The organism is Paraburkholderia diazotrophica, assembly GCF_038900755.1.
In the GTDB taxonomy this organism is placed as follows: domain Bacteria; phylum Pseudomonadota; class Gammaproteobacteria; order Burkholderiales; family Burkholderiaceae; genus Paraburkholderia; species Paraburkholderia diazotrophica_A.
This window is the reverse complement of record NZ_JBBPEN010000002.1, coordinates 403,722-416,335: the sequence shown is the minus strand read 5'-3', so window position 1 is coordinate 416,335 and position 12,614 is coordinate 403,722. Positions and strand designations below refer to the sequence as shown.

Genomic DNA, 12,614 nt, shown 5'->3' with positions numbered 1-12,614 from the left:
GGCGAGCGCGCGACGCCGCCCGAGCACGGAGACGACACATGAGCGACGAACATCAGCAAGCGCCTCAACGCCCAATCGACTGGCGCGAGCACGGCGTAAAGGTCATCAAGGGCGACCAGCTCGACACGAACACGCCGCAAACGCCCGGCATGAACCGCGCCGCCGCGATCAACGCGGCCCGCGCCGGCGCGCAGAAGCTGTGGGCGGGCACCGTGACGATTCATCCGAATGCGAAGACGGGCGCGCATCATCATGGCGCGCTCGAAAGCGTGATCTACGTCGTGCGCGGCCATGCGCGGATGCGTTGGGGCGAGCATCTGGAATTCACAGCCGAAGCCGGCCCCGGCGACTTCATCTTCGTGCCGCCGTACGTGCCGCATCAGGAGATCAACGCGAGCACCGACGATCCGCTCGAATGCGTGCTCGTGCGCAGCGACAACGAAGCCGTCGTCGTGAACCTGAACATCGATGCCGTCGAAAAGCCCGAGACCGTCTACTGGGTCGATCCGATTCACAAGCATCCTCACGAGCACTGACGTCCCACGCAACCTCAGCCCAACGTCAAACATCACGCCGAATATCACGCCGAACGCCCACGCCCGCATGACGCCGCCGTCTTCCCTGCGCCCTCGCCTCGTCACGCTGTACGCCGGACTGATCGGCGCAAACGTCGCCGCCTGGGCGTGGGCGCTGATCGCGTTTCGCCACTATCCGCTGCTGCTCGGCACTGCGCTGCTCGCGTATGGCTTCGGACTGCGGCACGCTGTCGACGCGGACCATATCGCCGCCATCGACGCCGTCACGCGCAAGCTGATGCAGGAAGGCAAGCGTCCGCTCGGCGTCGGGCTCGCGTTTTCGCTCGGACATTCGAGCATCGTGATCGCGGCGACGGTCGGCATCGCGTTGACGGCGCTGACGTTGCATGAGCGTTTCGACGCATTTCACGCGGTCGGCGGGACCATCGGGACGATCGTCTCGTCGGCCTTTCTGCTCGTGCTCGCCGGCGTGAATCTCGCGATTCTGCGCGACGTGTGGCGCCGCTACCGTCACGTGCAGCGAGGCGGACAACTGTCGCACGAAGACGCCGCGCGCGGCGCGCCCGCCGGCCTGCTGTCGCGCGCGCTGAAGCCGCTTTTTCGCCTCGTGTCGAAAAGCTGGCACATGTACCCCGTCGGCGTGCTGTTCGGCCTCGGCTTCGACACGGCGACGGAAATCGGCCTGCTCGCCATCGCCGCCGCGGAAGCGGGCAAAGGCCTGCCGCTCTACTCGATCCTCGTGTTTCCGGCGCTCTTCACGGCGGGCATGACGCTCGTCGATTCGACCGACAACGTGCTGATGGTCCACGCGTACGGCTGGGCGATGGACGATCCGAGACGCAAGCTCTACTACAACGCGAGCATCACGTTCGTGTCCGCTGTCGTGGCCATTGCGATCGGCGGCATCGAGGCGCTCGGCTTGCTGGCGGACAAGCTGGGCCTCGACGGCGGCGCCTGGGACGCGGTGGCCGCCGTCAACGCGCGCTTCGGCACGCTGGGCTATGGGATCGTCAGCGCGTTCATCCTGTGCTGGGTCGGCTCGATTCTGTTTCATCGCTGGCGCAGGCCCGCGCCGCTCGGCCGCTAGCGCTGCCGTGTGCGTCGAGCCGCCAATCGCCTCATGCGCGCCCGCCTCCGTCGCGCGATAAGCGCCCGATAAGCACACGATAGGCACCCCATGACCGCCTCATAAACGCTTCATAAATACCGCGCGCCGCCCGAACGGCGGATCGGCCGCCGCAACGACGTCGAGCGCCCGCACGCGCGCCGCGGGCGTTGTGTGCGCGACACACGTTCATCACTGATTCGTCTGAAGGGAACCCCTCGCGGACACGAATGCTCCCAACACAAAGGCAATCGCTTACACTGAACCCGCATCGTCGCCGCAGTACCGCTTGCGTCAACCCGCAGCGCCGCGCGCACAACGCGTGGCGTCCCAACAGAACGGATCGGACTAACCATCGATGAAGAATTCCGCGGACCCGCGTTTTGCGCCTCTTTCAGCAGCCGCCTTTGACGTCGAGGCGACACGCCGCAGCGCCGACGCCTACGGCAATCATGCAATCGACGAATGGCTGGCCGGCCGTCTCACGCGGCGCGATCTGTTGCGATACGCGAGCGTGATCGGCGTGTCGCTCGTGGGCGGCGGCCTGCTTGCGCCGCGTGGCGCCCGCGCGCAAGGCGCGGCGAGCGCGAACGGAACGATCCGCGTCGCGCACCTGACGCCTGCGGGCGCCGTCGATCCGATGACCGTCACCGATGCCGCAAGCCTCTGCCTGCTGAATCAGACGGGCGAATTCCTGATCGACGACGACGGCGAAAAGCAGGTGCTCAAGCCCGCGCTTGCGTTGTCGTGGAAGCCGAACGACAAGGGCGACGTGTGGACCTTCAAGCTGCGCGAGAACGTCAAGTTCCACGACGGCCAGCCGTTCACGGCAAAGGACGTCGCCGCGACGTTCGACCGTCTCGCCGATCCCGCCGCCGGCTCGGCCGCGCTGTCGGTGCTGAAGGGCGTGCTGTCGAAAGGCGGGGCGAAGGTCGTCGACGATCACACCATCGCGTTCCATCTCGACGCGCCCAACGGCAATTTCCCGTATTACGTTTCGTCGGACAACTACAACGCCGTGATCCTCCCCGCGAACTATGCGGGCGGATACGAGAAGAGCTTCATCGGCACGGGCCCGTTCAAGCTCGAGAAGTATCAGGCGAAAGTGGGCGCGACGTTCGTGCGCAATCCCGACTATTGGGGCGAAAAAGCGTTGCCGCAACGCGTGCAGTTCACGTTCTACGCGGACCAGCAGGCGCAGATACTCGCGCTGCAAGGCCATCAGGCGGACGTGATGGGCACGTTCACCGTGCAGGGCGGCCAGGGCTTGATGAACAATCCCGAGTTCAAGGTGATCGGCGTGAAGTCGAGCGCGCACCGGCAGATTCACATGCGCGTCGACAGTCCGCAGTTCAAGGACAAGCGCGTGCGCCAGGCGCTCGCGCTGTCGCTCGATCGCGATGTGATCGTCAAGGGCCTGTTCAAGGGCCGCGCGCAAGTCGGCAACGACAGCCCGTTCGCGCCGGCGTTTCCGTCGTCGGACGCGGGCGTGCCGCAGCGCAAGATCGACGTCGCCAAGGCGAAGCAACTGCTCGCGCAGGCGGGCGTGCCGAACGGTTTCGACGTGACGCTCACGACCGAGAAGTTCATGGAGATTCCCGATCTCGCCGTCGTCGTGCAGAACTACGCGAAGGCCATTGGCATACGCATCAATCTGAAGGTCGAGAGCCAGTCGCAGTATTACGGCTCGGGCACGCCGGGCAAATCGGACTGGCTCGACTCGCCGTTGGGCATCACCGATTACGGCAGCCGTGGCGTGCCGAACGTATTCCTCAACGCGCCGTTGACGAGCACGGGCACCTGGAACGCCGCGCATTTCAAGAACCCGCAGTATGACAAGCTGGTCGCCGACTACGTCGCCGCACTCGATCTCGCGTCGCAAAAGAAAGTGTCCGCGCAGATCCAGACATTGTTGCTCGACGAAACGCCCGTGATATTTCCGTTCTTCTACGATCAGCTGATCGCCGCGCGCAAGCAGCTGAACGGCGTGCGCTTCACCGCGATCGCGCAGCTGTATTTCGATCGCGCGACGCTCACGGCCTGACCGGGCGCGAAGCCGCGAGCAAGAGATATCGATGTCGACCACGGTCCCCTCTTCCATCGCTCGCACCTCGGGTCGCAGTACGGCGCGTGTCGCGCGTTTTGTCGCGACGCGTGTCGGCCTGTCGCTGATCACGCTGTGGCTGCTGTCGATCATCGTGTTCGCGGGCGGGCAGCTGCTGCCCGGCGACATCGGCCGCGCGCTGCTCGGCCCGCTCGCCGATGCGCGCGCCGTCGCCGCGCTCAATCATCAGCTGGGGGCCGACCGGCCGCTTCTCACGCAGTACACGCAGTGGATCACGCACTTCATGCACGGCGACATGGGCATGTCGTACGCGTTTCGCGAGCCCGTTGCGCCGTTCGTCGGCAACGCGCTCGCGAATTCGGCGAAGCTCGGCTTTCTCGCGTTCATCGTGGTCGTGCCGCTCGGCATCGCGGGCGGCGTGTGGGCCGCGATGCACGCGGGGCGCTGGCTCGACCGCACGATCAGCATCGCCGGCTTGTCGGCGACGGTCGTGCCGGAGTTCGTGTCGTCGATCGTGCTGATACTCGTGTTCGGCGTGTGGCTGCAATGGCTGCCCATCGAGGCATCGTATCCGGCCAATGCGGGCATCCTCACGCAACTGAAGCATCTGATCCTGCCCGTGCTGCCGCTCGTCTTCGTGTTCTTCGGCTATATCGCGCGGATGGCGCGCGCGGGCACCGTCGAGGCGCTCGACGCCGACTACACGCGCACCGCGATCCTCAAGGGCCTGCCGCCGCACGTCGTGATCTGGCGGCACGTGCTGCGCAACGCGCTGCTGCCGACCATCACCGTCGCCGCGACGCAGCTCGGCTACATGATCGGCGGGCTCGTTGTCGTGGAGACGCTGTTCCACTACCAGGGCATCGGCTCGCTGATCTACAACGCGGCAAAGGCCAAGGACTTTCCGATGCTCGAAGCTGGCGTGCTGACGATCGGCGTCGTGTATACGGCCGCGAATCTCATCGCCGATGCGCTGTATGTGCTGCTCAATCCGCGCCTGCGCGTGAGGAGCGCCGAATGAGCACGACGCCCGCTTCCCCTGTTACGCCACCTGAAACGCCACCGCAGACGCCGCTGCAAGCACCCGCGTCGCGCTCGCGCGATCGCCGCTACGACGCGCTGCGCGTATTGCTGCGCTCGCCGACGTTCATCGTCGGGGCCGTCATCGTGCTGTGGTGGATCGTGTGCGCGATTGGAGGCCCGTGGATCGCGCCGCTTGATCCGTATGCATCCGATCCGCTGAACTCGCTCGCGCCGCCCGCGCATGGGCACTGGTTCGGCACCGATCAGCTCGGCCGCGACGTGCTCTCGCGCGTGATCGTCGGCGCGCGCGACATCCTGACGATCGCCCCACTCGCGACGCTGCTCGGCACGCTCGCGGGCACCGCCCTCGGTCTGGTGGTCGGCTACTTCGACGGCTGGGTCGACAACGTGATCGGACGTGCAATCGATGCCGTGCTCGCGCTGCCGCTCGTGATCGTCGCGCTGCTCGCGCTGGCGGCTGTCGGCGCGTCGAATGCAACGGTGATTCTCGTGATAGGCATCACGTTCGCGCCGATCACGGCGCGCACGGTGCGTGCCGCCGTGTTCGCCGAACGGCATCTCGACTACGTGGCGGCGGCCCAGCTACGCGGCGAGAACGCGCTCTACATCATGTTCGCGGAGATCCTGCCGAACGTGCTGCCGCCCATCATCGTCGAGGCGACAGTGCGGCTCGGCTACGCGATCTTCGCGGTCGCGACGCTGTCGTTTCTCGGCTTCGGCATCCAGCCGCCTTCCGCCGACTGGGGCCTCGCGCTCTCCGAGTCGTACACGCTGATGGCGGGCGGCGCATGGTGGACGGTCGTGTTCGACGCGGCGGCCATCGCTTCGCTCGTGGTCGGCGTGAACCTGATCGCGGATGCCGTGCAAGGAGCCGTCGACGGATGAACGGGCCGCCCCCCTCACCTCCCGCCTCGTTCCCTGCGTTCGACGTGTCGAAGAGCGAACAGTCGGACGCGCTCACGGTCGTCGGACTCACGGTCACGTACCGCACGCGCGGACGCGAGCGCGAAGTGCTGCAGGACGTGTCGTTTCGGATCAGGCGCGGCGAATCGTATGGGCTCGTCGGCGAATCGGGTTGCGGCAAGTCGACGGTCGCGATGGCGACGCTGCGTTATCTGCCGCGCAATGGCCGCGTGAAGGCGGGCCGCATTTCGATTGCGGGCAAGGAAGTGCATTCGCTCGACGCCGTCGCGCTGCGCGAGATGCGCGCGAACGCGATCTCGATGGTCTATCAGGACCCGTCCCGCGCGCTGAATCCGTCGCTGACGGTTGCGCGCCAGGTGTCGGAAGCGTTCGAAGCATCCGGCGCGACCTACGACGAAGCGCTCGCACGAACTGCGGAAATACTGCGCAAGGTGCGCATCGCCGAGCCCGAGCGCGTGATGGACAGCTATCCGCATCAGCTGTCGGGCGGCATGCAGCAGCGCGTCGTGATCGCGATGGCGCTCGCGTCGCAACCCGCGCTGCTGATTCTCGACGAACCGACGACGGGACTCGACGCCACCGTCGAAGCCGAAGTGCTCGACCTCGTCGCGCAACTGCGCGAAGAGTTCGGCACCGCGGTGCTCTTCATCAGCCACAACCTCGCGGTGATCGGGCGGATGTGCGAACGCGTCGGCGTGCTGTACGCAGGCAAGCTCGTCGAAGAAGGCGCGACGCAGGATGTGTTCGCGCGGCCACGTCATCCGTACACCGTGGGTCTGTTGCGCTGTCTGCCGACATCGGGCCGCAGCAAGGACACTGACCGGCTCGACACGATCGCGGGCAGCCTGCCGCAGCCGGGCTCGGTCACGCAGGGCTGCATCTACGCGGAGCGCTGCCGTCTCGCGGACGACCGCTGCCGTCGCGAAGCACCGCCGCCTTATCGCGTGCGGTCGCAGCACGGCGATCAGATGTCGCGCTGCCACTATCACGAACGCGCGATGGAACTGCCGCGCGCGACGGCCTTGCATGCGTCCAATGATGCACCTGGCGATGCACCCGACCACGTGCGCGGCGCGCACGATCATTCGCCCGTTCTGCGCGCGGAAAACGTGTCGAAGACTTTTCACGTGCCGGGCGCGACGCTGCGCGCCGTCGACGACGTATCGCTCGAACTCGGGAAAGGCGAGACGCTAGGCCTCGTCGGCGAATCGGGCAGCGGCAAGACGACGCTCGCGAAGCTGCTGCTCGGCCTGATTTCGCCCGACGCGGGCAGCGTCATCGAACTCGACGGCACGCGCCTGCCGCCGCGCGTCACGAATCGCAACGACGATCAGGTGAAGTCGCTGCAAATCGTCTTCCAGAATCCGGACTCGGCGCTCAATCGCGCGCACTCCGTCAAGCGTTTGATCGGCCGCGCGCTGTCGCGTCTGTCTTCGCTGCACGGGCCGGCGCGGGACGAAAGCCTCGCGTCGCTGACGCAAGCCGTGCGGCTGCCCGACCGCTATCTGACTTCGCGCACGCGGCAACTGTCGGGCGGCTTGAAGCAGCGCGTCGCGATTGCGCGCGCGTTCGCGGGCGATCCGCGCATCGTCGTGTGCGACGAGCCGACCTCCGCGCTCGATGTGTCCGTGCAGGCCGCGATCCTCAATCTGCTCGCCGATCTGCAGCGCGATCGCGGCGTGAGCTATGTGTTCATCTCGCACGATCTGCATGTCGTGCGTTATCTGTCGGATCGCATCGCGGTGCTGTACGTTGGCCGGCTGCTCGAGATCGGGCCCGCCGACGCCGTGTTCAACGGTCCGCATCATCCTTATACGGAAGCGCTGCTGTCTTCCGTGCCGACGCTCGATGGGCACGCAGGACAGCCGGACGAAACGCGCGATATCGATAGCAATCGCACGCAACGCATCCGCCTCTCGGGCGAATTGCCGAGCGCCGCTTCGCCGCCTTCGGGCTGCGTCTTTCACACGCGCTGTCCGCGCAAGCTCGGCGCGATCTGCGAACAGCAAGACCCGCCCTTCACCGATGCCGGCGACGGGCATCGCATCCGCTGCCACATTCCCGTCGACGAGTTGCGCATCCTTCAACGCCGCGACTGAAATGTGTGTTTTGCCACGCTCGTCGAGCATCGCTGAAACCGCTTGTCAACGTCGCTGACGCAGCGCTCACCGACATCGTTGAAACGGAAAGCCGCGCGATTCGCGGCTCGCGTTTCATGTCCGAAACGTTTTTCATGCGTTCCGATGCGCGTTCGGTCGAGCTGTCACAGCACTGCCATACGCGGCGGGCGTGCGCGCGCAATGGCATGTTTATCGCTAAAAGACGGTCACGCATGGGGTTGCGGCGAGATCGACGAATCCTCGGGCATGTTGCTTCGCGCCGGTATACGAACGACGTAACGGCGCAGAAAGGACGGCCGGTCTCGCATCTGATGAACGCCGCGGACTTCCGGCCCACGCGTGGCTCGATAGAGCAAACGGGACAAAAGCAAAAAGCAGCATAAAGGGATGACGGCTTGCGGGGGTCGCCGTTCCTCGGGAGACGTGCGATGAATACGAACAAACTTGCTACGTACTACTACAAGACAATAAAGGGTACGGCAGCCTTCGCGATAGGTGCGGGGACTTTGATGGCGGCCCAGTATGTTCGGGCCGCATCCACGGACGAAGTGATTCCGAGGTGGATCGTCACAGCCGATGCGCCGCTCATGGCAAGCGGAGCGTCGGCTGCGACGCGGCTCGCTCAGAACGATGCGGACTCGACAGGCGCGCAACCCAGCACGACGACGGCAGCCGACGACGCGGCATCCGTCTTTCTGCTCAAGACTTGTATTGGCAATCCCGGCAACTGCTCGCCCAATGGCGGGCGCGGCAGCGGCGCGGGTGCGGCCGGCGCTTCGGGTTCGGCTGGGGCTTCTTCGGGCGGTAGTGGCAGTGGCGGCGGCGGTTTCGGTGGTAGCTCCAGCGGCGGAGCTGCGGCAGGTCCGAGTGGGAATTCGGGCAGTGGTGGTTTTGGTGGATCGGGTGGTGGAAGCGGCGGCAGTGGTAGTGGTGGCAACGGTGGCGGTGGCGGTGGCGGTGGCGGCGGCGGCGGCGGTAACGGCGGTAACGGCGGTAACGGCGGTAACGGCGGTAACGGCGGCAACGGCGGCGGCGGTAACGGCGGTGGCAGTAACGGCGGCGGCAGTAACGGCGGCGGCGGCAACGGTGGAGGCAGTGGCGGCGGGGCCAATGGCGGCTGCGGTTGTGGCGGCGGCCACGGCGGCCCGAGCGGCCCCGGCGGCGGATCTGGAGCAGGCGGCTTCGGCAGCGGCGGCTTTGGAGGCGGCTTCGGCGCGGGCGGCTTTGGAGCAGGCGGCTTTGGCGCGGGCGGCTTTGGAGCGGGAGGTTTCGGTAAAGGTGGTGGCTACGGTGGCGGCTCTGGGTCAGGCGGCGGTCACGGTGGCGGCAGCGGACACTAAGATCCAGCGGATCGCGCCACGCGCCATTCACTCGCAACAACAATCGCACAACGCGCCGGCGCTCCTCTGGCCGCATTGGCGGTGACGTTCCGATCCCCCGAACGAACGTCACCGCTTGGGCGGTGAGCCGACTCAAACATCAAACGCACGAAGCAAATGTACGAAGCAAACGCACGAAGCCCCGCAGATCACTACGACCCAACCACGCAAACCCAACGCATCTCACGCTCAAAGCATCTCAAGAGGTCGCTTGCTTCCCGGCGGACGAAAGTGCGCATCGATAGCGGCGAGATCGTCGGCGGAAAGACGAAGTTCGAGCGCGCGGGCGTTGTCGCGCACATGCTCGATGCGCCCGGACTTCGGAATCGCGAACACATCGGGCTGCCGCAGCACCCACGCGAGCGCGACCTGAATTACGGAGACATTGTGCGCAGCGGCGATATCGTCGAGCGGCGAGCGCTTCGGCAGCCGCGCGTGATCGACGGGGCTATACGCCATTGCGGGCATCTTGCGCTCCGCGAGCCAGGGGAACAGATCGAACTCCGGCCCGCGCCGCGAGACGTTGTAGAGAATCTGATTGGTCGCGCACGCGTCGCCATGAGGCACGGCGACAAGCTCTTCCATATCGTCGACGTCGAAGTTGCTCACCCCCCAGTGACGAATCTTGCCGTCGCGGCGCAGCGCTTCGAAACCCGCGACCGTCTCCCCGAGCGGCACCGACCCGCGCCAGTGCAACAGATACAGATCGATCCGATCCGTCTTCAGGCGCTTCAGCGACTGCTCGCACGCATGCTGCACGCCGCGCTTACTCGCGTTGTGCGGATAGACCTTGCTGACTAGAAACACATCGTCGCGCAGGCCATGCAACGCCTCGCCGACTAGCGATTCCGTCGCGCCTTCGCCGTACATTTCGGCCGTATCGACCAACGTCATGCCCAGTTCGATGCCGCCACGCAGCGCCTCGATCTCGGCCTTGCGGCGCGACGGATGCTCGCCCATCTCCCACGTGCCCTGCCCCAGCTTCGGAATGCGCTCGCCGTCGGGCAGCGTCACGCTGGCGATGTCGTTCGTCATGTTCGATTCCTCGCAGATGATGTGATGTCGATGCGCGCGTCACTGCCTGTCACGCATCGGCTGGTGCAACGAGTGTAGCGTCTGATCGCGAAACGCATCGGCGTCCCGGCAAAACCCCGCTATAACGCAGCGCGCCAATGTCATAGAATTGCCGCTTGCCCTTCTTGCGTCCGTCACATGAATCCAGCCTCGGAAGACCGCTGGCGCGACCTGCGCCCGGACCCGGAAAACGACACTCCGCTGTATCTTCAGCTCGCCCGCAAGCTCGGCAACGCGATCCACGAGAACCGCTGGAACGCGGGCGAAGCGCTGCCGTCGGAGCGCGTGTTGTCGGAAGCGCTCGGCGTATCGCGAATCACCGCGCGCAAGGCGATCGCGCTGCTCGTCGAACAGGGGCTGATCCGCCGTTCGCAAGGCGCGGGCAGCTTCATCACGCCGCGCTACGAAGACCCGCTGTCGCGCCTGTCGAGCTTCAGCGAAATGCTGCGCCGGCGCGGCTTCACGCCCAGCTCGCAGTGGCTCGGGCGCGAGATCGTCCCCGCCAATCGCGATGAAGTGATCCAGCTCGGACTGTCGCCCGCGGCTGCCGTCACGCGCTTGCGCCGCTTGCGTCTCGCAGACGGCATCGTGATGGCCGTCGAAAACTCGACGTTCCCCGCTTCGATCATTCCCGATCCGCTGGCCATCGGCGATTCGCTGTACACGTATCTCGAACAGCGCGGGCTGACGATCGTGCGCGCGTTGCAGCACTTTCGCGCGGTCAACGCGAGCGACGAGATCGCGCAGCAGATGAGCATCGCGCCGAACGAGGCGCTGCTGCTGATTACGCGCGTCGGCTACACGGCAGACCAGCGCGCGATCGAGCTCACCGACACCTACTGCCGCAACGACTACTACGATTTCGTCGCCGAGCTGCGCAAGTAGGCTCGTTCAGTTTCCGCCGATCGTTAAAAGACTCAGTCTTCCCAGCGCGCCGCGTCGGTGCCGATCGGCACAGGCGGCCGCGCATAGAACGCAGGCGTCCCGGACATCTGCTCGGCGGGCGCCGCCGCGCGCACGCGGCCGAACGGCGAGTCGACTTCGTGCAGACAGTCCTGCACGTCGTCGAAGGTCACGTCGGGCGCGCGCCAGCCGTCCTCGATCTGTCCCATCGATTGCAGCCAGCGCCCCGTCTGCGCAAGCGACAGCCGCACGTGCCAGCTGCCGCCCTCCTGCGCGCGGCGCGCGAGCGCGACCATCGCGCCGAACGCGGCGAGATAGCCCGTCGCGTGATCGAGCGCCTGACACGGCAGATGCTTCGGCCCTTCGACGCCCGCCGCGTGGCTCTCCGTGTACGCGATGCCGCTCGCCGACTGCACGAGGCTGTCAAAGCCGCGCCGCGTCGCCCACGGACCCGCATGCCCATACGCCGAAATCGACACGCAGACGATGCCCGGCCTGATCCGCGCCAGTGCTTCGGGCGCGAAGCCGCGTGAAGCGAGCGAGCCGGGCCGGTACGCCTGAAGGAACACATCGGCATCGGCGGCGAGCGCGTGCAACTGCTCGCGCGCGGCGGATTCGCGCAGATCGAGCGTCGCCGAGCGCTTGCCGCGGCCGTTATCGATGACGAGCGGCGCGATGTTCGGCAGATGCGGCCCGTTGATCAGCAATACGTCCGCGCCATGCTGCGCGAGCGCGCGCCCCGCCACGGGTCCCGCGATGATCCGCGACAGATCGAGCACACGCGTTCCGCTCAGCGGCCGCTGTGGCGCATGTCGCCCTGGCGCTTCCGGCGGCGCGTCGCCGATCCGCTCGATTTCGAAGAGCGGCAGATTCGCAATCGCCTTCGCCTGATCGAGCGCCGCCCATTCGCGCGGCGAGCGGATCAGCGCGGCGCACAGGCCGGCGTCGGCGAGCGTCTGGTCGAGCTTCGCGCCGTCCCAGCCGCGTATCGCTTCGGCCACGGCGCCCGGATCGCCGTCGCAGCCGAGCACCGTCAGCACGCCTTGCAGATGATGCGGAAAGTTCGTGTGCAACTGGACCCAGCGGCCATCGCGCGTCGAGTAAAAGCCGGTGACGGGATGGCGCAACTCGGGCGGCAGGCCATCGTCGACGCGCAGATAACGCTCGCTGCGAAACGCGACGAGCGCGCGCCGCACGCTCACATCGACGCGCTGCATGCGGCCCGTGCGCAGCCTGAAGCAATCGGCGGCGGCTAGACCCATCGCGGCAATCGATGCGCTCGCGAGCGTCCCGACGCGGAACACGGATGGCAGCGACGGATCATTGCCGTCGATGGCCGCGTAATCGAGCAAGTCCGGATCGCAACCGGCAACGGACCACAGATGATCGAGAGCGAGCTGGGGCGTCATGATGAGCGGGCATCCGGAAAGAAGGCGTGACTCAGTCTAGATTTGCCGCTCGCCA

Annotated in this window: 10 protein-coding genes; 8 read left to right on the top strand and 2 right to left on the bottom strand. The window is 66.3% G+C overall.

Annotation, left to right across the window (positions count from 1 at the left end):
• The first annotated feature begins 38 nt into the window (after window positions 1-38).
• The 7 genes from AABE10_RS07170 to AABE10_RS07140 all read left to right on the top strand — a co-directional run bounded on the left by AABE10_RS07170 (window position 39) and on the right by AABE10_RS07140 (window position 9,134).
• Window positions 39-536, top strand: a complete 498-nt coding sequence (locus AABE10_RS07170; RefSeq protein ID WP_342932591.1) for a cupin domain-containing protein — start codon at window positions 39-41, stop codon at window positions 534-536.
• Window positions 537-603: 67 nt separating this feature from the next.
• Window positions 604-1,623, top strand: a complete 1,020-nt coding sequence (locus tag AABE10_RS07165) for a HoxN/HupN/NixA family nickel/cobalt transporter (RefSeq protein WP_342932590.1) — start codon at window positions 604-606, stop codon at window positions 1,621-1,623.
• Between the two features lie 376 nt (window positions 1,624-1,999).
• A complete protein-coding gene (locus tag AABE10_RS07160; RefSeq protein ID WP_342932589.1) occupies window positions 2,000-3,685 on the top strand; it encodes an ABC transporter substrate-binding protein in 1,686 nt (561 codons plus the stop codon).
• A 31-nt stretch (window positions 3,686-3,716) separates the two neighbouring features.
• The gene (locus AABE10_RS07155; RefSeq protein ID WP_342932588.1) at window positions 3,717-4,727 is read left to right on the top strand and encodes an ABC transporter permease; all 1,011 of its coding nucleotides are present in this window, start codon (window positions 3,717-3,719) and stop codon (window positions 4,725-4,727) included.
• Window positions 4,724-5,635, top strand: coding sequence for an ABC transporter permease (locus tag AABE10_RS07150; protein WP_342932587.1), 912 nt, complete (start codon window positions 4,724-4,726; stop codon window positions 5,633-5,635). Before AABE10_RS07155 ends, AABE10_RS07150 begins: the two co-directional genes overlap by 4 nt.
• Window positions 5,632-7,773, top strand: coding sequence for an ABC transporter ATP-binding protein (locus AABE10_RS07145; protein WP_342932586.1), 2,142 nt, complete (start codon window positions 5,632-5,634; stop codon window positions 7,771-7,773). The genes AABE10_RS07150 and AABE10_RS07145 overlap by 4 nt, the downstream gene beginning before the upstream one ends.
• 449 nt (window positions 7,774-8,222) lie before the next feature.
• Window positions 8,223-9,134, top strand: coding sequence for a hypothetical protein (locus tag AABE10_RS07140; protein WP_342932585.1), 912 nt, complete (start codon window positions 8,223-8,225; stop codon window positions 9,132-9,134).
• A gap of 228 nt (window positions 9,135-9,362) precedes the next feature.
• On the opposite strand, the gene AABE10_RS07135 is transcribed toward AABE10_RS07140, so the two are convergent.
• Window positions 9,363-10,208: an aldo/keto reductase gene (locus AABE10_RS07135; RefSeq protein ID WP_342932584.1), complete on the bottom strand. Its 846-nt coding sequence runs from the start codon at window positions 10,206-10,208 to the stop codon at window positions 9,363-9,365.
• Window positions 10,209-10,385: 177 nt separating this feature from the next.
• Between AABE10_RS07135 and AABE10_RS07130 the strand changes: the two genes are divergently transcribed.
• Window positions 10,386-11,132, top strand: coding sequence for a GntR family transcriptional regulator (locus AABE10_RS07130; protein WP_342932583.1), 747 nt, complete (start codon window positions 10,386-10,388; stop codon window positions 11,130-11,132).
• Between the two features lie 32 nt (window positions 11,133-11,164).
• On the opposite strand, the gene AABE10_RS07125 is transcribed toward AABE10_RS07130, so the two are convergent.
• On the bottom strand, window positions 11,165-12,559 hold the full coding sequence (locus AABE10_RS07125; RefSeq protein WP_342932582.1) for a CoA transferase: 1,395 nt from the start codon (window positions 12,557-12,559) through the stop codon (window positions 11,165-11,167).
• Between the last annotated feature and the right edge of the window lie 55 nt (window positions 12,560-12,614).

What these genes read in the sequence shown, in the direction of transcription:
- AABE10_RS07170 (WP_342932591.1), top strand. Translation starts at nt 39, where the DNA reads ATGAGCGACGAACATCAGCAAGCGCCTCAACGCCCAATCGACTGGCGC.
- AABE10_RS07165 (WP_342932590.1), top strand. Translation starts at nt 604, where the DNA reads ATGACGCCGCCGTCTTCCCTGCGCCCTCGCCTCGTCACGCTGTACGCC.
- AABE10_RS07160 (WP_342932589.1), top strand. Translation starts at nt 2,000, where the DNA reads ATGAAGAATTCCGCGGACCCGCGTTTTGCGCCTCTTTCAGCAGCCGCC.
- AABE10_RS07155 (WP_342932588.1), top strand. Translation starts at nt 3,717, where the DNA reads ATGTCGACCACGGTCCCCTCTTCCATCGCTCGCACCTCGGGTCGCAGT.
- AABE10_RS07150 (WP_342932587.1), top strand. Translation starts at nt 4,724, where the DNA reads ATGAGCACGACGCCCGCTTCCCCTGTTACGCCACCTGAAACGCCACCG.
- AABE10_RS07145 (WP_342932586.1), top strand. Translation starts at nt 5,632, where the DNA reads ATGAACGGGCCGCCCCCCTCACCTCCCGCCTCGTTCCCTGCGTTCGAC.
- AABE10_RS07140 (WP_342932585.1), top strand. Translation starts at nt 8,223, where the DNA reads ATGAATACGAACAAACTTGCTACGTACTACTACAAGACAATAAAGGGT.
- AABE10_RS07135 (WP_342932584.1), bottom strand. Translation starts at nt 10,208, where the DNA reads ATGACGAACGACATCGCCAGCGTGACGCTGCCCGACGGCGAGCGCATT.
- AABE10_RS07130 (WP_342932583.1), top strand. Translation starts at nt 10,386, where the DNA reads ATGAATCCAGCCTCGGAAGACCGCTGGCGCGACCTGCGCCCGGACCCG.
- AABE10_RS07125 (WP_342932582.1), bottom strand. Translation starts at nt 12,559, where the DNA reads ATGACGCCCCAGCTCGCTCTCGATCATCTGTGGTCCGTTGCCGGTTGC.